At 55.5% G+C, this 19,516-nt stretch carries 19 protein-coding genes and 1 tRNA gene; 9 read left to right on the plus strand and 11 right to left on the minus strand.

What is annotated here, in order from left to right:
• The 3 genes from CPH65_RS03710 (at position 1) to CPH65_RS03720 (ending at position 3,769) form a co-directional block, all read left to right on the plus strand.
• Complete coding sequence (locus CPH65_RS03710) at positions 1–1,632, plus strand: hypothetical protein (protein WP_096172185.1); 1,632 nt, start codon at positions 1–3, stop codon at positions 1,630–1,632.
• A 17-nt stretch (positions 1,633–1,649) separates the two neighbouring features.
• Complete coding sequence (locus tag CPH65_RS03715; RefSeq protein WP_096172186.1) at positions 1,650–3,443, plus strand: heme biosynthesis protein HemY; 1,794 nt, start codon at positions 1,650–1,652, stop codon at positions 3,441–3,443.
• Between the two features lie 250 nt (positions 3,444–3,693).
• Positions 3,694–3,769: transfer RNA gene (locus tag CPH65_RS03720), tRNA-Thr, on the plus strand.
• A 64-nt stretch (positions 3,770–3,833) separates the two neighbouring features.
• Here the strand turns inward: CPH65_RS03720 and CPH65_RS03725 are convergent.
• The 3 genes from CPH65_RS03725 to CPH65_RS03735 form a co-directional block, all read right to left on the minus strand.
• Positions 3,834–4,547: a class I SAM-dependent methyltransferase gene (locus tag CPH65_RS03725; protein ID WP_096172187.1), complete on the minus strand. Its 714-nt coding sequence runs from the start codon at positions 4,545–4,547 to the stop codon at positions 3,834–3,836.
• A gap of 528 nt (positions 4,548–5,075) precedes the next feature.
• A complete protein-coding gene (dld, locus tag CPH65_RS03730; protein WP_096172188.1) occupies positions 5,076–6,761 on the minus strand; it encodes a D-lactate dehydrogenase in 1,686 nt (561 codons plus the stop codon).
• Positions 6,762–7,047: 286 nt separating this feature from the next.
• Positions 7,048–8,031 (minus strand): aldo/keto reductase, encoded by a 984-nt coding sequence (locus tag CPH65_RS03735; RefSeq protein WP_096172189.1) that lies wholly within the window; start codon positions 8,029–8,031, stop codon positions 7,048–7,050.
• A gap of 265 nt (positions 8,032–8,296) precedes the next feature.
• Here CPH65_RS03735 and CPH65_RS03740 point away from each other — a divergent pair, with 265 nt between their 5' ends.
• The 3 genes from CPH65_RS03740 (at position 8,297) to CPH65_RS03750 (ending at position 10,231) form a co-directional block, all read left to right on the plus strand.
• Positions 8,297–8,767: a TerB family tellurite resistance protein gene (locus CPH65_RS03740; RefSeq protein WP_096172190.1), complete on the plus strand. Its 471-nt coding sequence runs from the start codon at positions 8,297–8,299 to the stop codon at positions 8,765–8,767.
• Entirely contained in the window at positions 8,764–9,492 is a 729-nt protein-coding gene (locus CPH65_RS03745; protein WP_096172191.1) for a glutamine amidotransferase, read from the plus strand. The genes CPH65_RS03740 and CPH65_RS03745 overlap by 4 nt, the downstream gene beginning before the upstream one ends.
• A gap of 460 nt (positions 9,493–9,952) precedes the next feature.
• Entirely contained in the window at positions 9,953–10,231 is a 279-nt protein-coding gene (locus CPH65_RS03750) for a YggT family protein (protein WP_096172192.1), read from the plus strand.
• 163 nt (positions 10,232–10,394) lie between these two features.
• Here CPH65_RS03750 and ppa read toward each other — a convergent pair whose 3' ends face one another.
• Entirely contained in the window at positions 10,395–10,919 is a 525-nt protein-coding gene (gene ppa / locus CPH65_RS03755; protein WP_096176218.1) for an inorganic diphosphatase, read from the minus strand.
• 383 nt (positions 10,920–11,302) lie between these two features.
• Between ppa and CPH65_RS03760 the strand changes: the two genes are divergently transcribed.
• Positions 11,303–11,488 carry a hypothetical protein gene (locus CPH65_RS03760; RefSeq protein WP_096172193.1) on the plus strand — a complete coding sequence of 62 codons (186 nt, stop codon included), beginning with the start codon at positions 11,303–11,305 and terminating at the stop codon, positions 11,486–11,488.
• Positions 11,489–11,509: 21 nt separating this feature from the next.
• Complete coding sequence (locus CPH65_RS03765; RefSeq protein ID WP_096172194.1) at positions 11,510–11,713, plus strand: hypothetical protein; 204 nt, start codon at positions 11,510–11,512, stop codon at positions 11,711–11,713.
• Positions 11,714–11,980: 267 nt separating this feature from the next.
• Here CPH65_RS03765 and CPH65_RS03770 read toward each other — a convergent pair whose 3' ends face one another.
• From CPH65_RS03770 to tesB, 3 genes are all read right to left on the minus strand, one after another.
• Complete coding sequence (locus tag CPH65_RS03770) at positions 11,981–13,330, minus strand: ammonium transporter (protein WP_096172195.1); 1,350 nt, start codon at positions 13,328–13,330, stop codon at positions 11,981–11,983.
• A gap of 43 nt (positions 13,331–13,373) precedes the next feature.
• Entirely contained in the window at positions 13,374–13,712 is a 339-nt protein-coding gene (locus tag CPH65_RS03775) for a P-II family nitrogen regulator (RefSeq protein WP_096172196.1), read from the minus strand.
• A 379-nt stretch (positions 13,713–14,091) separates the two neighbouring features.
• Positions 14,092–14,955, minus strand: coding sequence for an acyl-CoA thioesterase II (gene tesB, locus CPH65_RS03780; RefSeq protein WP_096172197.1), 864 nt, complete (start codon positions 14,953–14,955; stop codon positions 14,092–14,094).
• A gap of 214 nt (positions 14,956–15,169) precedes the next feature.
• On the opposite strand from tesB, the gene CPH65_RS03785 reads away from it, so the two are divergent.
• Positions 15,170–16,420 (plus strand): ubiquinone biosynthesis hydroxylase, encoded by a 1,251-nt coding sequence (locus CPH65_RS03785; RefSeq protein ID WP_096172198.1) that lies wholly within the window; start codon positions 15,170–15,172, stop codon positions 16,418–16,420.
• A gap of 21 nt (positions 16,421–16,441) precedes the next feature.
• On the opposite strand, the gene CPH65_RS03790 is transcribed toward CPH65_RS03785, so the two are convergent.
• The 4 genes from CPH65_RS03790 to CPH65_RS03805 all read right to left on the minus strand — a co-directional run bounded on the left by CPH65_RS03790 (position 16,442) and on the right by CPH65_RS03805 (position 19,332).
• Complete coding sequence (locus CPH65_RS03790; protein WP_096176219.1) at positions 16,442–16,663, minus strand: Trm112 family protein; 222 nt, start codon at positions 16,661–16,663, stop codon at positions 16,442–16,444.
• Positions 16,664–16,702: 39 nt separating this feature from the next.
• Positions 16,703–17,401 carry an LON peptidase substrate-binding domain-containing protein gene (locus tag CPH65_RS03795; RefSeq protein WP_096172199.1) on the minus strand — a complete coding sequence of 233 codons (699 nt, stop codon included), beginning with the start codon at positions 17,399–17,401 and terminating at the stop codon, positions 16,703–16,705.
• A gap of 181 nt (positions 17,402–17,582) precedes the next feature.
• Positions 17,583–18,611 (minus strand): thioredoxin, encoded by a 1,029-nt coding sequence (gene trxA / locus CPH65_RS03800; protein WP_096172200.1) that lies wholly within the window; start codon positions 18,609–18,611, stop codon positions 17,583–17,585.
• A gap of 208 nt (positions 18,612–18,819) precedes the next feature.
• Entirely contained in the window at positions 18,820–19,332 is a 513-nt protein-coding gene (locus tag CPH65_RS03805; RefSeq protein ID WP_096172201.1) for a prolyl-tRNA synthetase associated domain-containing protein, read from the minus strand.
• Between the last annotated feature and the right edge of the window lie 184 nt (positions 19,333–19,516).

A 19,516-nucleotide genomic window follows, 5' to 3' on the forward strand; every position in this document is an offset into this window, starting at 1 on the left:
ATGACAGCTCGCAAATCCGATAGCAGGACCAGGGGTGCCTCCAAGGCAGCCAAAACCATCGATCTGACAGCAGAGGATGTCACCGAGCGCGAGGCTCCGGAGACCTCTGAGCCATCGCAGGATGATCCATCGTCAGAGGCCGAGACCCGTGCACCGGCAGAGGATGATGTCGTTCTGGCCGATGGTGACGCACCACACGATCATGAGGGCGAGGACGGTTCCGGTGGAACCGGTGGTGCGGATGCACCATCTTCGTCCGATGACGCTGATCAGGGGGACGCACCGGATTCCGATTCCGATGATATCGTTGCTGCCTATGCCAGAGCCGAGACTGAAGCCAAGTCCAAAGCCAATAAGGAAGCGCAATCGGATAATAGAACGGATGATGGTGAAAAGGGTTCGACGCCTCCGCCTCCTCCGCCTGCTTCTGAAAGTACCGCTCCTTCAAAATCCGGGTTCGGTGGCGGTTTTGCCGGTGGGTTGCTGGGCGGTGTGGCGATTGTCGCTCTTGGCTATCTTGGTCTGCAGCAGGGCCTTGTTCCGCCGCCAGGAGACGAGACACGGCTTGTGGCACAGGATGAACAGCTATCTGCACTGGCGTCAGATGTTGCGCTCTTAAAGAAAGAGCTTGCCGAAGTGCCCAGAGTTGATGCGGGCTCGATCCAGTCCGAGATTGACCGCGTCGAGGGTGAGGTTGCGGCCCTGTCCGATCGTCTTGAGGGTCTGTTGACCCCGGATGCCGATGCCAATCCCGATGCGCCGGTCAACGAACAGGTCACCAATGCGGCGCTGGCCAATCTTGCTCAGCGCGTCGAAGAGCTGGAAGCGCTCAAGGAGCGGGTCGAAACGGCGCAAGTCAACCTCGATCAGTTGGAAACCGAAACTGAGGCCCAGAGAGTTCTGATCGAAGCCAAGGCGGCCGAGCAGAGCAACCAGATCGATCAGACCATTGAGCAGGCACGGAGCGATATTCTGTCGTCTGCGGATCGCCGGATCAACGATGTGGTGACAGATCTTTCGAATTTCCAGACCGAGATGAAGTCGGCAACCGAGCAGATCTCAACGCGGGTCTCTTCGCTGGAAGAAAACAATCTGTCTGAAAGGATGCAAAGTTCGGCGCGAACCATTGCGCTTGCCGGTCTTGAGAATGCGGTCGCGTCCGGTGCTGACTACTCTCTGGCGCTGGCCACTTTTGCCGATGTTGTTGGCGCGCATGAGGGTGTCACCACCTTGCGGCAGTATGCCAGCACTGGCGCACCCACGAAGGAACAACTCGCGGCCAATTTCCGGAATGTTTACGACAAGGTGCTAAGAGAAGCAAAAGACGCTGGAGCGGCGACGCTCATCGACAAGCTTCTTCTCAATGCGCAAAGCCTTGTGAAGGTCAAGTCCCTGAATGGTGAGAAGACAGGCGAGAGCCTGACCAGTCAACTCGGGGTGCTCGAGTATCACGTCGAACAAGGCAATCTCGTCAAGGCCGCTGAGGTCTGGGATGCGTTGCCACCCGAGGCGAAAAACGCCGAGGCGGGAGCCGACTGGATCAAGGGATTGAAGGCACGGATCGCTGTCGATGCGGCCATGAGTGACATTCGCGCGGAATTTGGCACTGACGCCATGGCAAACGCGAGTTGAGGTGAGGAGCACAAGTTATGATCAAGACACTCATCTTCTTTGCGGTTTTGCTGGCGATCGCCTTTGGCGGTGCTTGGCTGGCTGATCGTCCCGGAGAGATTATCATCAATTGGCCGTGGATGGATTCGGGAATCGAGGTTTCGCTTCTTGTCGGCTTTCTGCTGCTTGTGTCAGCGATGGCACTGGCGGTCATTCTCTGGGTGGTCGTGCGCTCGCTGTGGAAATCGCCGGGGGCCGTTTCAGGCTTCTTTTCCGGTCGTCGCCGGGACAAGGGGTACAAGGCGCTGTCCACGGGCATGATTGCCGTCGGCGTTGGCGATCTCGCTCGCGCCAAAAAATATGCGTCTCGCGCTCGCAAGATGCTGGGTGACGAGCCGATGACCCTGATGCTGGAAGCTCAGACTGCCCAGCTTGCGGGTGATGCGACCACGGCACGGCGAAGCTTTGAAGCCATGCTGGATCTGGACGAAACCCGGGCCTTGGGTCGACGTGGCCTTTATATCGAAGCCCAGCGCCGGGGCGATGCGGACGAAGCCATGGAAATGGCAAGGTCTGCGACTGGCGATGGCAAGAAGACGCCGGGCTGGGCCGGTTCCGCGCTGTTTGACATGCAGACCGCGTCGGGTGACTGGAAAGGTGCCTTGATCACGCTGTCGCAGAATCAGGCCAACAAGCATGTGACGAAGGATCAGTTCCGCCGTCAGCGGGCCGTCATCCTGACCGCGCAGGCCATGGAGATGGAAGACAACGAGGCGGCAGCACCTGACATGAAGGTTCTGCTGCTGGAGGCTTGCAAGCTGACGCCTAGTCTTGTGCCAGCTGTAACGCGCGCTGCCGATCTTCTCAATGAGAGCGGCGACTATCGCAAGGCATCGAAATTGATCGAGGCGGCATGGCGGATTGAGCCGCATCCCGAATTGGCAAAAACCTATGCCTTCATCAAGAGCGGCGATACAGCGGTCGAGCGTCTCAAGCGCATCCGCTCACTCTATGCCCTGATGCCTGACCATACCGAGTCCAAAATCGCGCTGGCACGGGCTTGTCTCGATGCGCGTGAATGGTCTGATGCCCGCAGAATGCTCGAACCGCTCGTGGCCGAACATCTGACGCCGCGGCTTTGCATGCTGATGGCCGAGCTGGAAGAAGGCGAGAACAACGATTTTGGCCTTGTACGGCAGTGGCTTGCCCGTTCGGTCGGAGCGCATCGCGATCCGGTCTGGATTGCGGATGGTGAAGTCAGTGACAGCTGGCAGCCAACCTCTCCGGTCACCGGCAAGCTTGATGTCTTCGAGTGGAAGGTGCCTGTGCGTGAGCCGGCCTCCGAGAGTCAGCCGATGATCGAACCGCTGGATGCACCTGAAGACGAACCGTCGGAAGAGCATATGGTGCTGATTTCAGCTGACCGGGTTGAAGAGATCAAACCAGAAGCCGCTGACACCAAGGATGATATTGAGGACATTGCCGATATCAAGCCTGAAGAGGACGTCGTTGCAGCACCAGCTGAGACGGATCAAGAAGAGCCAAAGGCTACTGACGAGCGGGCGGAACGCGTGACCGAGGATCTGCCGCCTGCTGCCGTTGTCTCTGACGAAGATGTCGCGGCCAAGAATGGCCCCGAAGCTGTTGCCGAGGCAGACCAAGCCGAGGACGATAACAAGGACGCAGATAAGGCTGAGGCCGAACCAAAATCGGAAAAGGAGAAAGAGGTCCAGTTTGCCCTTTCCCATCCGCCGGATGATCCGGGGCCGAAGAAAGACGCCAACGGCAATATCTTGCCGCCGACACCGGAAAAACGCTTCCGTCTTTTCTGATTGCTAGACAAAAAAAGCCCGGCCTTTTCAGGCCGGGCTTTTTGCTGCTTGAGGTCTTTGTTTCATTCGGCTGTTTATGCTTTGCCCAATTCACCCACAATCGCGGGCTTTGCCTCTTGCCAGCCGCGAGGGAATTGGCTAAGAGAGGCCACCTGTTTTCGCGTCGTCGCGATTGGGCACGCTTCCAGCCTTTGGTTGATCTCACGTCTGATCTCGACAATCCGGGCACGTCCTGCCCGACAAACAGTTTGCTGCTGTAGCTCAGTTGGTAGAGCAACGCATTCGTAATGCGTGGGTCGTAGGTTCAAGTCCTATCAGCAGCACCATTTTTCTCTTCCAGACCGGATTTCCTGCCTGCTTTCAAAGCGTCATGCCAGATGTTTGACGGGATCAGGATTGCTTTGGTGCGCGGCGAATGCCAATGAAGGATTTGATGAGCGGACCTGCCTTTTCATAGAAGATCTCACAGTCCGAGAAGAGATGTGTGAACAGCTCCTTGTCGAGAATGTCGGTATGCTCGATATAATGCACGGCTCTTTCGTAATCGTGCATCGCCGGATTGCGCGGGCCGAGCCCCTTGTGCGCCAGTCGTTTGAAGCGATAGGGCGCCGCGACCCAGTGGACGAAGGGCAGCAGATAGTGCGGATCAATCGGGAACCACAGGTTCGGCGTCTGTACATAATAATTGCGGCCAACCCGCTTGGTTTCGATGGAAAACTGCTTTTTGCGATCAAAGTTTCCGACATGCTCGACAACCGAGTTCGAATGTACCAGATCGAATTCGCAATCGGCATATTCAGACAGGTTGCAGCCGTCTCCTTGACGAAATTCCGAGGTGCCGACAAAGCCGCCAGCCAGGTCGTCGAAATGGCCTTCTGAGGGTTCGTCGCTGAGGACGATGACGTGGCAATGCTCGGCCAAGTCATTGTCGAGTGCCATCCAATATTGCATCAGGCCGCCAACATCGAGGATTGTCGCGCTGCCCTTTTCATTGATGACATCCTTGAGAATCTCTTCGATACGCCTCATGCGTTTCGCGCGCATGCGTGACCCAAGGGAATTGGGGTTGGAATAGTCGGTGAGATGTCGAACCAAAAAACTCATGATACTGCTTGGCCTCGTTTCGTGATCAAATTTCGCGACATTTGGAAGCCAATTTCGGCATTGGCCCAAATGACTTTGGTTGCAACTTTAAAAGTTCGTCAATAATCGGTGTATCAAAGAAAAAACAATTTATAGTAAAGGCAAGGCGGTTTGCACCAAAGGATTTTCACCTTTGGCACGCATGGATATTCTGCCACTATCATTGCCTGATGCAATCGATTGCAAACTAATTAAGCTATTGAGTTATAACTAACCTGTTCTATTTGGTTTTGAAAAGGTTTTGTCATGTAGTTTATGGTTAATAAAATTTAAGAAACCTAATCTCTACAAAACGGATCATCTATGCCGGGCTTGTGGGCTGGTTTGTGAAGTCTTCGTGAAAAAAATGTATAAATGTTCAAATGATGCATAGATGATTTACTTCTCGTATTATTTTCAGATCACCATAAAGGCTTCTCATCTATGCACCAAAACTTAAATGGCGTATTTTCTATTCTTCAAATCAAGTGGCTGTCGGGCTTGCAGCGATCAATGATAGTGCTTGCAGCGCGACATCTTGCCGATGCCTGGATTGAAGCTGTTGGTGGGATCGATCTCGCGGTAGAAATGGGCCAGACTTTGTTTGGCGGTATAGAGATGGCCGACATTGTGCTCAGCCGGGTATTCCGCACCGCGTAGATTGAGGATCTTGAGCATCTCTTCCTTGATGGCTTTGGGATCTTCGCCCTTTTTCACGATATAGTCCTGATGCAGCACGTGGCACATGAAATGGCCATAGTAGAGCTTGTGGCTGAGCCGGTCGCTGATGGCTGGGGGCAGGCTTTCGAGCCAGTTGCGATCGTTGCGCCTCAGGGCAATGTCGAGCGCCAGAATGTCCTCAACCTCCTCTGAGTGGATGGCCTGATAGCGGATGGCAGCCCCTGCGGCGGCAAAGCGGTGCAGTCCGGCAATTTTGGCTTCACGTGCATCGCACTCGAAGAAATCGATCCCCGACCGTTTTGTCAGGTCGTTCAGCAATGCTCTGGCCTCTTCTATGCCGCCATCATGCATCTTGAGGATCAGATGGTGTTCAAACCTGTCGCGAAAGGCGAGAACGCGCTCAGGCAGGATCTCCGGCCAGAGGCGCGAGAGAAACTGCATGAATTGATCGGTGAAGTGCCTCAGCGGGCGAATGTTTCGCAGGCGCGCGTCGACCCATCCCTTGAGGGCGAAAAAGTCCGGCAGGCGGTCCGTGCCCAGCTTGTCGATGAGCACCACGGTGTCCTTGCCGTAAGAGCGAGTGATGTCGAAAATATCCCGGTGCATATATTCAGCCGAAACGGGCAGGGTTTCGAAATCGGCAAGGATTGATCGGCGCAGACCCTCAAGTTCGTCAGGATTGTCTGTCCCGATATAAAAGGTCTTTTCAGTCTTGTTTTTGGGATAGGTATCGAGGCGGACCGCGAACACGGCGAGTTTGCCTGCGCACCCGGAGGCTTCATAGAGGCGGCGTTTGTCGGCGTTAAAGCGGGCCGGGGTCTGGGCTTCGACCTCGCGCACGCGGGCGGCATAGTCCGTATCCGAAGCCTTGCGATTGGTCTCCTCGATGGCGCGGCTATCATAGTCGTCGGCTTCGAGGCGGGTGAGGATTTCTTCTGGCGTTTCTCCCAGATCGATGCCGAGATGATTGACCAGTTCCAGCGTGCCGTCTTCGCTGATGCGTGCAAATAGCGAGAGTTCGGTGTAGGACGGGCCGCGCTCGATCAGCGCGCCGCCGGAATTGTTGCAGATCCCGCCAATGACGGAGGCTCCGATGCAGGAGGAGCCGATCACCGAGTGGGGTTGGCGATCCAACGGATCCAGAAGCTTTTCAAGCGCAAACAGGGTCGAACCGGGGAAGGAAACGACCTGCTCTCCGTCTCCAAGGCTTTGCAGCTTGTCCATGCGGCGGGTGTTGATCAGCACCACGTCGCGATCATAGGTGCCATTGGGCGTCGAGCCTTCGGTCAGGCCCGTATTGGCGGCCTGGATGATGATGATCTTGTCTGCCCGCGCGATGGCCTCAAGACACTGCCAGAATTCGAGCAAAGTCCCCGGCTGGATAACGCAAAGCGCCGCCCCTTCTCCGGAGCGAAAGCCTTTGCGGAAGCGTTCCGTTTGTTTCTCTCCAGTCAGTACATGTCTTGCGCCAACAATGGCGCGAAGCGTGACAATCAGATCTTTCTGAGACGGCATGGTGCTTCTCTTTTTGGTGCTTTGGGGTGTATCTGCTCTTGGTTCGATCACCGAGAGTATAACGAAGGCAGGGGCGTCCTTATAGGTATCCGTGAGTTTGATGTTCGCCTGACAAAAATACTCAGGAGAGACAAGGGCAAATCTGGCAAGTGGGGTCGGGACGGCGGACTGCCGGGGCAGGGAACGAGACCGGTGAACGCGCCACTGGATGCAAAAAACCCGGCAACCATTGCAGCCGGGTTTCCATGGCTTGGGTTTTTGCGGCAATCTGCCGGTCACTCAGCTCCTAGTAAGCGCCGCGCACATGCTGTGCGATCTTGTCTTCGTAGAAGGTGGTGAGTTCTCGATGCAGATTCTCAGAGAGTGGCGGCAGGCTGGAGATGGCCGCGTTGCGACCGGCCTGCTCGGGCTTGCTCGCGCCGGGGATGATCGTCGAGATAGCCTCGTGATCAAGGATCCAGCGCTGTGCTGCTTCTGCCATCGACATGCCTTCGGGTATCAAGCCCTTGAGTTCATCAACCAGCTGCAGGCCGATCTCAAATGGCACACCGGCGAAGGTTTCACCCACGTTGAAGGCCTGACCGTCACGGTTGAAATTGCGGTGGTCATTTTCCGCAAAAGTCGTGGCGGCAGAGAATTTGCCGGACAGGATGCCACTGGCGAGCGGCAGGCGAACGATGATGCCTACGCCCTTGGCCTGTGCCTCTGGCAACAGCTCCTTGGTCAGCTTCTGGCGGAATAGGTTGTAGATGACCTGCAGGCTGAGAAGGCCGTCCTGCTTGATGCACATGAGGCCTTCTTCGACGGTTTCCACGCTGGCACCAAAGTGGCGGATCACACCTTGGTCCTTGAGTTCACGCAGCCAGTCGAAAATCGCGCCCTCGCGCATGACTTCGGTCGGGATGCAGTGGAGCTGGATCAGATCGAGGCAATCCATGCCAAGACGCTTGCGGGATTCGTCGATGCCAGCGCGCAGGGTTTCCTTGGTGTAGTTATCGGGATAGACGTCGCCACGCCCGAATTTCGTCGCCACGCGAATGTCTGCGGACGGTTTTGACTTGAGGAATTTGCCGATCAGCTCTTCGCTCTTGCCCGCGCCGTAGACGTTGGCGGTGTCGAAAAACGTGACGCCCTGATCATATGCGGCCTCAAGAATCGACAGGCCGGTCTCCTCAGCAACCGGCGCACCCCAGTCGGCGCCCAGCTGCCAGCAACCAAGACCCACTTCGCTCACCTGAAAACCGGTGGCACCCAACTTTCTTTGTTTCATTGTTTGCTTCCCCCCTTGGTCGGGTTTGTTGATCAAATTGCTGCCCGGTTGCAAATTCTGATTTGTTCACGGTGCTATCCTAATCACTGAATGGGGCCATGTCTTGCCTTGCCGGACCAAAAACGGGATTATTCATGTTGAAAGAAGGTTTTGAGGCGTTATGCTCACTGCATAGGAACGGTAAAGGCTTGAATCAGTGTTCTCATCAATTACCTAGACACTTACTTACCCCCGCACGCCTTTGCTGAATGGATTGGATTATCGAATGTTTGAAAAACTCATGGAAATGTTCCGCGAATTGGCGGGCGAGACAGAAGACAGCCAGCTCTTCGCCGATGGAGATCCCCGGGTCGCAACAGCCGCTTTGCTCGTGCATCTTGTATCAGTTGATGGTGTGATCGACGAGCGGGAACAGGCGGTGCTGAAATCGGTTTTGAGAGAGAAATTCTCGCTCTCCGATGATGAAACTGCCGAATTGATTGCTTTTGCGCATCAACGGGACAAGGAAGCGGTCGACTTCTATCACTTCACATCGGTTCTGAAACGCGACCTTGATGACGAAGGCCGGAACCAAATCATCGAAATGATGTGGGAGCTGGTGTTTGCGGATGGTCAGATCGACGAATTCGAAGACAATATGGTCTGGCGGGTGTCCGAGCTGCTCGGCGTTTCCAGGCGGGAACGCATCCGGATGCGGCAGCATGTTCAGGCGCAGGCGGAGCAGCCTGAAGAATGAGCGGTATCAAGAGGGCGGACGGAGACAGGGTTCTCATAATCCTGCATCAGGAGACCTCGATACCTGGCCGTGTGGGCACAATGCTCGAGGGACGGGGCTTCAAGCTTGACATTCGTCGACCGCGATTTGGTGATCCGTTGCCCAAAAGCATGGACGCGCATGCCGGGGCGGTGATCTTCGGTGGCCCCATGAGCGCCAATGATCCCGACGCCTTCATCAAGCGCGAAACCGACTGGATTTCGGTGCCCTTGCGGGACAATAAGCCATTTCTGGGCATTTGCCTTGGCGGTCAGATGCTGTCCAAGCAGCTGGGCGGGCAGGTAACGGCCCATCCGAAGGATCTGGTGGAAATCGGCTATTATCCCATTCGGCCCACAGAGGCGGGGGAGACTTTGATGTCATGGCCGAAAAAAGTCTATCAGTGGCACGGAGAGGGTTTTTCTCTGCCCAAGGAGGCGGAGTTGCTGGCCAGTGGTGACACCTTCCACAATCAGGCCTTCCGGTATGGTGAGAATGCGTTCGGGCTGCAGTTCCATCCGGAAGTGACCCTGCGCATGATGCATATCTGGACGACCAAGGCCTCCGAGCGCCTCAAGTATCCCGGCGCGAAGAAAAAGCGCAACCACTATGCCGGACGGTTCCTTTATGACCCGGCTGTGGATCGGTGGCTTGTGGCTTTTCTTGACCAATGGATCGGGATTGCCGGTCCTCGCCAGCCGCGATAGTCAATTCGCTTTGCAATTTGCGAAGAGGCTCTTGCAATCTGCAAGTCTCAGATCTTAACAGCTGTTTAGTGTGCCGACCGGTGTGGCCGTATGTTGTGGGCGCTGGTTGATCATGCATCAATATATTGATTTTCCACGCGTTCTCTGTATCTGGCATGCATCTTGCCATTAAAAGATAAGCTGGCATCTGGTATTTGCGTAGCCAGCACATTTTAAAAAGCCCCGATGCGTGCGTGTTTTGTGTCCGTATTGGGGCTTTTCAATAGGGTGACGGTACCGGCATTCCTCACCAAAGGTGTTTTTTCAGCGAATCTGGGGTGAATTTACGGTGTGATCTTGCAGCCGTGTTGCAGGATCGCTAAATGAGAAACGTGTTATCGGCGCTTGGGCGCCGTCTTTGTCCCGCCGGTTGACCGTGATCGCAAGGGGCTATGGCCTACCGAGTGTTGTGAGGGTGAATATGACAGCTCTAATTCTTCTGATTGATCAGGTCCTCGCGATCTATACCTATATTGTGATTGCCACGGCGGTGTTTTCCTGGCTGTTCGCATTCAACATCGTCAATCCGCGCAACCAGATCGTCTCGACGATCTATGAGGTTTGCTGGCGTTTGACCGAGCCGATATTGTCGCGTATTCGCGGGATCATTCCGGTGATGGGTGGTCTTGATCTTTCGCCGATCGTGCTGTTGCTGGCCATCTTCTTTGTGCGCAACCTGCTGCGCACCGGTATCTACTGATCGGTTTTAAAGCGCTTGTGGTGCTGCGATAGGCATACGGTCTGGTTGCACCTGGGCGTTTTCCAAAAGTGAATTGTCATTAAAAAAAGCGCGGATGCCAGAAGGTATCCGCGCTTTTTCATGTCTGGATTGGTTGTCCGGTCGATAAGACCTTGAGACAGCCTTAGTTTTTCACGTTGTCGATGGAAATCTGAATCATTTCCATGGCTTTTTCCGGGCCGGCCCAGTCATCGATTTTGACCCATTTGCCGGGCTCGAGATCCTTGTAGTGCTCGAAGAAATGCTTGATCTGTTCGATCAGGTTTTTGGGCAGATCTTCATAGGTCTTGATGTGATCGTAGTGGCTGGTCAGCTTGGAGTGCGGCACGGCGACGACTTTTTCGTCCTTGCCGCCGTCATCTTCCATGATCAGTACGCCAATCGGACGGGCGCGCATGACCACACCGGGGCTGAGCTGGGCATCGCCCACGACGAGCACGTCGATCGGGTCGCCATCGTCGGCAAGGGTGTTCGGGATGAAGCCATAGTCGCAAGGATAGGCCATGGGGGTGAACAGGAAGCGGTCCACAAAGACGGCACCGGAATCCTTCTCGACTTCATATTTTACAGAAGAACCCTTTGGCACTTCAATCACGACAAAGATGTCTTCCGGTGCGTTCTTGCCGGCAGGGATTTCGCTGATATTCATGGCTGCAACTCCAATTGGGGCCTGATGCTCGTCCGGCCCGATTGCAATAAATCGGACAGGGTTGGACCCGACCAATTGCATGCCAACCCCACGTCGCCATGCAATGGTCGATTGTTGTTGCCGGTTTAGGGTTTCTTTGCCGTGAGTGCAAGACAAACCTTTGATCTAGCGACGCGTCTTTCTTTGCTGTGCCGGATCAAGCGCCTGTAATTTTCCGTATAAATGCGTTGATCTTCAAAATTTTAGTGATCGGCTCTGTGCAAATTTTAAGTATTTATTGGAACCTTTTTCGGGCTTAGCGCGTCATATAAGCGAGGGCGATGAGGGAAAACACTGAAATCGCTTGGACTTTAAATATCAACTGATCAGTCGTGAGGATGAAAATGGTTGTTTTTGATCCGGTTAAGTTCATGGGGTTTGTCGCCGGTAGCTCTCTTTTGGGAGCGATTTTGCTTCTTGGCTCTCCGGCGCGATCTCAAGAGATGACGTCGCAATACAGCAAGGTCGAAACGGCACCGTGCATGACTCGCATCGTCGATGCGGAAGGCCAGCATTTGAAGCAGCTCTAAAGGCGGAGAGGGAGTTTCTTTGTGCTTGCGCGCGATCGCACCAACGCCGAGGATCAGGCGCTGGTTATCACCAAATACCAAAAGCATGACGATTGCATCGCTGGCTTGGTCGAAGCGACGGCCGAACCCGATGCCGAAAAATTGGTGAGGAATTTCGTCTGCGGTCAGGTTCAGGCCAAATGGAACAAAAAGACCGGCAATCTGGCGGACAGCATGCAGTTCTGAGTATACATAAACTGATGATCGAAAGCTGCGGCACTTAGGCCAGCAGCGAGTGGGGAGCCCTTGACCGGCTGCCCTTTTTTTATGCCTTCATGCCGTGACGTTGGCGCCGCACCGTTCTTTGCTTCTTGAAGCGATGTAGATCGAGCAAAAAGACAAAAAAAGAAACCCGCCGGTGGTTGCCGACGGGTTTCTCCCTCTGGAGCCCAGTTGTGGGCAAGTGAGCTTTGAGCGGAGGAGGTGATGGCCTCCGCTCTGCTCTTGTATCGCTTATACGCGCTGGCTGCCGTGGCCGAATTCCGGGTATGCTTCGACGCCGATTTCGGCTTTGTCGAGACCCATGTATTCTTCTTCTTCGGTAACACGGATGCCCATGACGGCTTTCAGGATGCCCCATACGATGAACGAGCAGACAAGGGTGAAGACGCCGTAGGAGACGACACCGATGAACTGGGTCACGTAGGAGGTGCCATCGTTGGTGAACGGAACAATCATGGTGCCCCAGATGCCAGCCAGAAGGTGGACAGGGATTGCGCCGACAACGTCATCGATTTTCAGCTTGTCGAGAAGCGGAACCGCAAAGACGACGATGGCTGCGCCGATGGCGCCGATGATGATGGCCTGACCAATGGTTGGGGTCAGCGGTTCAGCGGTGATGGCAACAAGGCCAGCCAGTGCGCCGTTGAGGACCATGGTCACGTCGACCTTCTTGTAGAGGATCTGCAGAAGGATCATTGCCGTGACGACACCGCCAGCAGCTGCCATGTTGGTGTTGGCAAAGATGCGGGAAACGTCGGTCACATCACCAATGGTGCCCATAGCGAGCTGGGATGCGCCGTTGAAGCCGAACCAGCCGAGCCACAGGATGAACGTGCCAAGGGTCGCCAGAGCAACGTTGGAAGCAGGCATCGGGTTCACGGTGCCATCTGCTGCGTATTTGCCTTTACGTGCACCGAGAAGCAGAGCACCAGCAAGAGCTGCCCAGCCACCAACGGAGTGAACGAGCGTGGAACCGGCGAAATCGGAGAAGCCCATTTCGGACAGCCAACCTGCACCCCACTGCCAGGACCCGGCGATTGGGTAGATGAAACCGGTCAGGACCACTGTGAAGATCATGAAAGGCCACAGTTTGATGCGCTCGGCAAGGGTACCGGACACGATGGATGCGGCGGTTGCCACGAACACCATCTGGAAAAACCAGTCAGATGCGGTGGAATAGCCGGTATCCAGAGCGTTGCCGCCAACCGCATCGATGCCATACATGAAGGAGAAGGAACCGATATAGCCACCATCAACGCCGGTGTACATCAGGTTGTAGCCGATCAGGTAGTACATGATGCCTGCAACGGAATACAGGGCGATGTTCTTCAGGCTCTGCATCGAGACGTTCTTGGTGCGAACCAGACCGGCTTCGAGCATTGCGAAACCAGCGGCCATCCACATGACGAGGAAGCCACCGATCAAGAAGAGCAAGGTGTTCAGAATATATTGAGTATGACTAGCAGCTTCGCCGGTCGCGGCTGCTACTTCGGCAGCTGGAGCGGCGGCGTCCTGTGCAAGGGCCGGGCCCGCCACAAAGGCAGCTGCGCCAACAAGAAGGGCAAGGGTTACTTTTGACATAGGGTTGTCCTTGATTTTTCGCTTCTACTTGACTGGGATTGGCTTAGAGCGCGTCGGTGTCGGTTTCGCCGGTGCGGATGCGCATGACATGCTCAAGAGAGGTGACGAAGATCTTGCCATCACCGATCTGGCCGGTGGCCGCTGCCTTGGAGATGGCTTCAATGGTCTTTTCAGCCTTGTCCGATGTAACGGCAACTTCGATTTTGAGTTTGGGAAGGAAGCTGACCGAATATTCGGTCCCGCGATAGATTTCGGTGTGACCCCGTTGACGACCAAAGCCTTTGACTTCCGTCACGGTCAGGCCTTCAATGCCTTCAGCGGACAGCGCTTCGCGCACGGCTTCTAGCTTGAATGGCTTGATAATGGCGATAATGAACTTCATGGCACTCTCTCATGTCCCTCATTGGGTTTCTTTTTTGACGATACCTCCCCAAATGTCAGGCGAATTCGGGTCGGGCTTTTTCGTTTCATCCCCCTTGCTCTTTCAAGAGCCGTGCCAATTTCAGTAACTTTTTGTTAAGCTACTGAAAACGCGTTGAAATCGGGAATTTGAGTTTGGAAATGTGGCTTGCTTGATAATTGTGCAACGACCAATTTTGACTAAAAAACGCTCAAAAAATATAAATTGCACAATTTTTGTCCAGTTAAATGCCTCGATTTTCAAATCATGGCCCGGTGGGGAGTCATTTCAAGAGTTTAAACTGCTCAAGCTTTGGGCGATATGGTTAATTCGTCTGGCGAGCGTCCGTCTGCAGTGCCACTTATATGCTCACTTTGCGAATTAGTCCTTCCTGAACAGTAGAGGCGACCAAAACCCCGTCGCGGCGAAAAATGGATCCGCGATTGAAACTGCGCGCGCCGCCGGCCCATGGACTGTCCTGGGAATAGAGCAGCCATTCGTCCGCCTTAAAGTCGGCATGAAACCACATGGCATGGTCAAGGCTTGCTGCGCTGATGTCCTCGTGGAATACCGAGCGGCCATGGGCAAACAGCGATGTGTCGAGCAGGGTCATGTCGGAGGCATAGGCCAGAGCGCATTTGTGAATGGCCGGATCATCTGGCAGTTTTGAGGTTGTTCGAACCCAAACATGCTGGATCGGATCGAGCTTCTTGTTGGTCGTGTAATGCTCGATATTCACCGGGCGCAATTCGATGGGCCGTGTGCGCCGGAAATAGCCTTTGATGTCATCCGGAGCCTTGGTCATCAGCGCCTCAAAGACGTCTTTTTCTGTGGCGAGGTCTTCCGGCGCGGGTACGTCAGGCATGCCCATCTGATGAGCAAAGCTTTCTTCCTTTTTATGAAAGGAGGCCGACATGGCAAAAATCGCCTCGCCATGCTGGATCGCCAGCACACGGCGCGTGACAAAGGACTGGCCGTCGCGCAGATTGTCCACTTGGTAGATGATGGGCGTGGTGGGATCGCCCGGTCGCATGAAATAGCATTGCAGAGAATGGGCGAAGCGATCCGGCGGCACTGTGCGCGATGCTGCAACGAGGGCCTGACCAATCACCTGGCCACCAAAGACCCGCTGCCATCCCTCCTTTGGACTTGTGCCCCGGAACAGATTTACCTCCAGTTGCTCCAGATCGAGAATGGAAAGCAGAGTGTCAATTGCTGAATTCATGTGAAGGTCCGTCGGCTTACTAGATAACGTGCTGGTTTAAAGACGTCACAGTCTCCGAATTGGCGTGTGATTGCAATTGGTCCGGAGTCGGAAATTAGGGGTATTGGGGTTGCCTGATAAGAACTTGTGCTTTCGCTTCTTCGTAGAAAGATGCATAAACTGAGGCGAAACGGAACTGACAGGCACCGGTTGGCCTGTCCGGAAAGGAAGACCGATGTCAACAAGCAAAGGCCAAGCGCACACCGAACCGATGGACCGTTATGATCTGGTGATTGCCGGTGGTGGCTATGTGGGCCTGTCGCTGGCACTGGCTGTCCGTCAGGCTGTCGACTTGTCGGTGCTGGTGATCGAACCGCAGCCCTTTGATGTGATGCGCAAGGATGAGCGCGCGTCAGCAGTGGCCGCTGCGGCTGGGCGAATGCTTGATGAACTGGGTGTGTGGCAGACCATCGAGCCGGACGCCGAACCCATTCGCGACATGATCGTTACCGACAGCAAGCTTCAGGATGTGGTGCGGCCGGTGTTGCTGACATTCGAGGGCGATACGGACAATGGCGAGCCCTTTGCACACATGGTGCCAAACGGTGTGATGGTGGGTGCCCTGCAGGATGCAGCGCGTGATGCCGGCGTCGAGCTCGTTGAAGCGGAGTCGGTGCGTGATTTTGTTGATGAAGAAGCGCGGGTGCTGATATCGCTTGCCTCGGGCAAGGTTATCGAGGCGGGGCTGTTGATTGCTGCGGATGGCGTGCGGTCGCGCCTTAGGGATCTTGCAGGCATTTCGACCGTCAAGGTCGACTATGATCAGGTTGGCATCGTGACCACCGTCGAGCATGAGCGGCCCCATGAAGGACGGGCGGTGGAGCATTTTCTGCCAGCTGGTCCCTTTGCCATTCTGCCACTCAAGGGCAATCGCTCGTCTCTGGTATGGAATGAGCGCACGAGCGACGCCAGACGCATGCTGGACATGGATGATTTCACCTTCGGGCTTGAGCTGGAACGCCGGTTCGGCAAGCAGCTGGGGGCGCTCAAGGAGCTTGGTCCCCGCAAGGGCTTTCCGCTCGGCATGACACTTGCGCGGTCTTATGTCGCGCCGCGCTTTGCCCTGATCGGCGATGCTGCACACGGTATTCATCCGATTGCCGGGCAGGGGCTCAATCTGGGTTTCAAGGATGCGGCGGCTCTGGCCGAGGTGATTGTCGCGGGCGCACGGTTGGGCGAGGATATCGGGTCGCTTACCGTTCTGGAGCGCTATCAGAGCTGGCGCCGGTTCGATGTGGTGCAGATGGGCATGACTTGCGATCTTCTCAACAGGCTATTCTCGAACCGCAGCGACGTGTTGCGTCATGTGCGTGATTTCGGGCTGGGTGTTGTCGAGCGGCTACCGGCCCTCAAACGCATGTTCATAGAGGAAGCCGCTGGCAATCGGGGTGATGTGCCGCGCCTGCTCAAGGGAGAGGCGCTGTGAGGCTGTCCACCGCGCGTGGTGTCAGTCTTCGAGCCTGCGGGCTTCGCTCGCCAGCATGATCGGCACGCCCTCGCGGATGGGATAGGCCAACTTGGCTGCCTTGCTGATCAGTTCCTGCGCGCCCTCGTCGTAGATGAGTGTTGTCTTGCTCACCGGGCAGACGAGAATTTCCAGAAGCTTGCGATCAACTGTTCCGGTTTTTCCCTCCGGTTGGGCGGTTTTGCTAAATTGTGACTCTGCCACACTCAATCTCCCGTGTTTTCCGATCGCTTCTGCCGGTCTTTATTGCAGGGTGGCCGTGCCGTCGCTGTCGCCGCTTGCCAGATGCATTTCGGTGATGGCGATCAGTGTTTCGGCGCGCAAGGACAGGCTTTCTGCTTCCAGAAGAGCCTGTTTTTCGGCAATTCCGTAAGGACTCATCATGGACAGGGAATTGACCAGAATCTCGTTTGACGATTTGGCCACATTGTCCCAGTCCGCTTCCATATCGTTGGCGTCGAGAAAGGCGCGGAACATTCCGAGCAGTCCGTCCCGGTCGACCGCTTCCTCGCCAAAGCCTTCAATCAGGTCCTCTGCGAATTCCTCGCAATCCACCTCTGCCATGCGGAAGGGAAAGTCGGATTGCTTTTCGGATACCAGCTTGAAGCGGCAAAGCCCGGCCAGCGTGATCAACACACGCCCGTCACCGGTTTCGCCATAGGCCGAGATCCGTCCCAGACAGCCGATCTGCTGGAGTTGGGAGGATCCGTTGCTGTCGTCGCTATCCTCGAGTACGACGTCGTCTTCCTTGAGCGGCTGGATCATGCCGATGATGCGGTCATTCTGCATCGCATGCTCGATCATGGCGATATAACGGTCCTCGAAGATGTTAAGCGGCATCTGGGTGCGTGGCAGCAACAGGACTTCTTCGAGCGGAAAGATTGGAATGATGGCCGGAATGTCTCTCGGGCTGTCATAGTAGGCGTTGCCAGCTTGGGCCATGGTTTCTCCTTGTTCCCCGCGCGGCGCACTTGGTCGCGCGCGGACAGCTTTCTAGTCGGAAATTGTCTTGTCGCCACAAGGCGCGGTCTCCGGCCACTCCCACCCTGCCTGACAGACTCAGTCACGCAGGGTGATTTGGCCGGTCGATATGCCAGTTCAGGCCGGGAGGCCGGTTCGGTCCTTACGAGAAAAGGACCGAGGACAGTTTGCGTCTGCCATCGACACTGGCAGGATCCATCACACCCCAGCTTTCAAAGAATTGCAAAAGCTGTTTGCGGGCGCCGTCCTCGTTCCAGTCACGATCGTTCTTGATGATGGTGATGAGATGGTCGAGTGCCTCAATGCGCTTGTTCTTGCCATTGAGCGCAATGGCAAGATCGAAACGCGCCTGATTGTCATCTGGATTGGCGTCGAGCTTGGCCTGAAGCTCTCCCAGGTCGCCAAGGTCGGCGCTCTGTTCGGCCAGCTCGAGGCTCGCCTTGAAAGCCTGTGCGTCCTTGTCCGCGAGGGCCTCTTCGGGCATTGCATCGAGTACGCCGCGGGCCCGTTCCAGTTCTTCCAGAGCGAGGAAGCAGTTGCCCAGCCCCACCATGGCCGGAACATGATCGGGATATTGCTGAAGGATCGCACCAAAGATCTGAAGGGCCTCACCGGGTTCGCCCTGATCGAGCAGGCCATTTGCCTGAGTGCAGGCTTCCTCAATGGGGTCGGCGGCCGGTTCACTGCCGTTTTTCTCGATGAAGGCCTTGATCTGGCTTTCGGGTTGGACGCCCATGAAGCCGTCAACGGGACGTCCATCCTTGAAGGCAACGACGGCTGGAACTGACTGGATGCCCATCTGGCCCGGAATGGCCGGATGATCATCAATGTTCAGCTTGACCAGCTTGACACGGCCCTTGGCTTCGGTGACCGCCTTTTCAAGAATGGGGGTGAGCTGCTTGCAGGGGCCGCACCAAGGGGCCCAGAAGTCGACGAGGATCGTCGTCACCTTGGAGGCCTCGATGACGTCCTGCATGAAGGTCTCGGTTGTGGTGTCCATGATGAGAGGACCGGTATCCTGAGCCTGAGCTTGAGCTTGGGCCTGAAGTGGAGCCTGGGCCGGTTTTGGCGCGGGTGATGGTGCGGCGCCAAAGGAAGCAGCGCCAGACCCCTGCGAAGAGGTGTAGCTTGCGGACATGCCGCTGCCATAGCCGTAGGACTTGTCGTTCATGATTGCGGTCCTTCATTCGTGAACATTCGACGGGAAGGGCTTCGGAAGGTAGTCCGTTTGGCCCGCTTTCCTGTTTTGTGTCAGATTTTCGGTTTGGTATCAATATGGGGAACGTGGCCGGTCGCTTCAATGCTCAAATGGTTTGCTTGCCCAAACAGCCCCTTTCCGAGCTGCGTCCGGGTCAGGTCGCGTCCAGGCTGCGTTCGGGCTAGGATGCTTCTTCTTCCTTTTCGAGCCTCAAAATGGTTGGCTCGTGACCGGTCGCCTTGAAAAAGGCGAGAAGATCATCTTTGGCGATAGCCGTGGTTGCCGTGTTCTCCAGCGGGTGGAAGTTGAGCAGATCGTGGGTCATCAGATTGGCATCGAGCACGAGCTGAACTGCCCCTTTGTCACGATCGTTGATGAGGCCAAAGGGTGTTACCGAGCCGGGCGTGACGCCCAGATGCTCAAACAGCAGATCGGCATTGCCAAAGCTGACACGGCCGCAATCATATTTCTTGTGAAAGCTCTTGAGATCCACGTCTGTGTCATTGATGCAGACGACCAGAATGAGATTGCCCTTCTTGTCCTTGAGGAACAAATTCTTGGAATGGCCGCCGGGCAGATCTTGCTTGATCTTGTGGCTTTCATCCACGGTAAAGACGGCCTCATGGTCGTGTGTTGTCGTCTTTATGCCGAGGGTTGCGAGGAAATCGAACAGGTCCTGTCGGGTTGCGGCCATTGGGGTGCCTCTGTGTTGTTCTTTGCTAGAAGTCTGCGTCGGCAGGAGCGGCCGCGCAGGTGTCATGGACGGTGTCACCTATAGCGCTCTTAGTCTTCTACCCCTTTTATCGCAAGAGTACCGCGGCAGGAAATCCGACCGGAAAGCAAGGGGTGTTTTTCCGGTATGTGAAAAAGATTCACAG

It is taken from the genome of Cohaesibacter sp. ES.047 (assembly GCF_900215505.1).
Taxonomy (GTDB): domain Bacteria; phylum Pseudomonadota; class Alphaproteobacteria; order Rhizobiales; family Cohaesibacteraceae; genus Cohaesibacter.

What these genes read in the sequence shown, in the direction of transcription:
- CPH65_RS03710 (WP_096172185.1), top strand. Translation starts at nt 1, where the DNA reads ATGACAGCTCGCAAATCCGATAGCAGGACCAGGGGTGCCTCCAAGGCA.
- CPH65_RS03715 (WP_096172186.1), top strand. Translation starts at nt 1,650, where the DNA reads ATGATCAAGACACTCATCTTCTTTGCGGTTTTGCTGGCGATCGCCTTT.
- CPH65_RS03725 (WP_096172187.1), bottom strand. Translation starts at nt 4,547, where the DNA reads ATGAGTTTTTTGGTTCGACATCTCACCGACTATTCCAACCCCAATTCC.
- dld (WP_096172188.1), bottom strand. Translation starts at nt 6,761, where the DNA reads ATGCCGTCTCAGAAAGATCTGATTGTCACGCTTCGCGCCATTGTTGGC.
- CPH65_RS03735 (WP_096172189.1), bottom strand. Translation starts at nt 8,031, where the DNA reads ATGAAACAAAGAAAGTTGGGTGCCACCGGTTTTCAGGTGAGCGAAGTG.
- CPH65_RS03740 (WP_096172190.1), top strand. Translation starts at nt 8,297, where the DNA reads ATGTTTGAAAAACTCATGGAAATGTTCCGCGAATTGGCGGGCGAGACA.
- CPH65_RS03745 (WP_096172191.1), top strand. Translation starts at nt 8,764, where the DNA reads ATGAGCGGTATCAAGAGGGCGGACGGAGACAGGGTTCTCATAATCCTG.
- CPH65_RS03750 (WP_096172192.1), top strand. Translation starts at nt 9,953, where the DNA reads ATGACAGCTCTAATTCTTCTGATTGATCAGGTCCTCGCGATCTATACC.
- ppa (WP_096176218.1), bottom strand. Translation starts at nt 10,919, where the DNA reads ATGAATATCAGCGAAATCCCTGCCGGCAAGAACGCACCGGAAGACATC.
- CPH65_RS03760 (WP_096172193.1), top strand. Translation starts at nt 11,303, where the DNA reads ATGGTTGTTTTTGATCCGGTTAAGTTCATGGGGTTTGTCGCCGGTAGC.
- CPH65_RS03770 (WP_096172195.1), bottom strand. Translation starts at nt 13,330, where the DNA reads ATGTCAAAAGTAACCCTTGCCCTTCTTGTTGGCGCAGCTGCCTTTGTG.
- CPH65_RS03775 (WP_096172196.1), bottom strand. Translation starts at nt 13,712, where the DNA reads ATGAAGTTCATTATCGCCATTATCAAGCCATTCAAGCTAGAAGCCGTG.
- tesB (WP_096172197.1), bottom strand. Translation starts at nt 14,955, where the DNA reads ATGAATTCAGCAATTGACACTCTGCTTTCCATTCTCGATCTGGAGCAA.
- CPH65_RS03785 (WP_096172198.1), top strand. Translation starts at nt 15,170, where the DNA reads ATGTCAACAAGCAAAGGCCAAGCGCACACCGAACCGATGGACCGTTAT.
- CPH65_RS03795 (WP_096172199.1), bottom strand. Translation starts at nt 17,401, where the DNA reads ATGGCCCAAGCTGGCAACGCCTACTATGACAGCCCGAGAGACATTCCG.
- trxA (WP_096172200.1), bottom strand. Translation starts at nt 18,611, where the DNA reads ATGAACGACAAGTCCTACGGCTATGGCAGCGGCATGTCCGCAAGCTAC.
- CPH65_RS03805 (WP_096172201.1), bottom strand. Translation starts at nt 19,332, where the DNA reads ATGGCCGCAACCCGACAGGACCTGTTCGATTTCCTCGCAACCCTCGGC.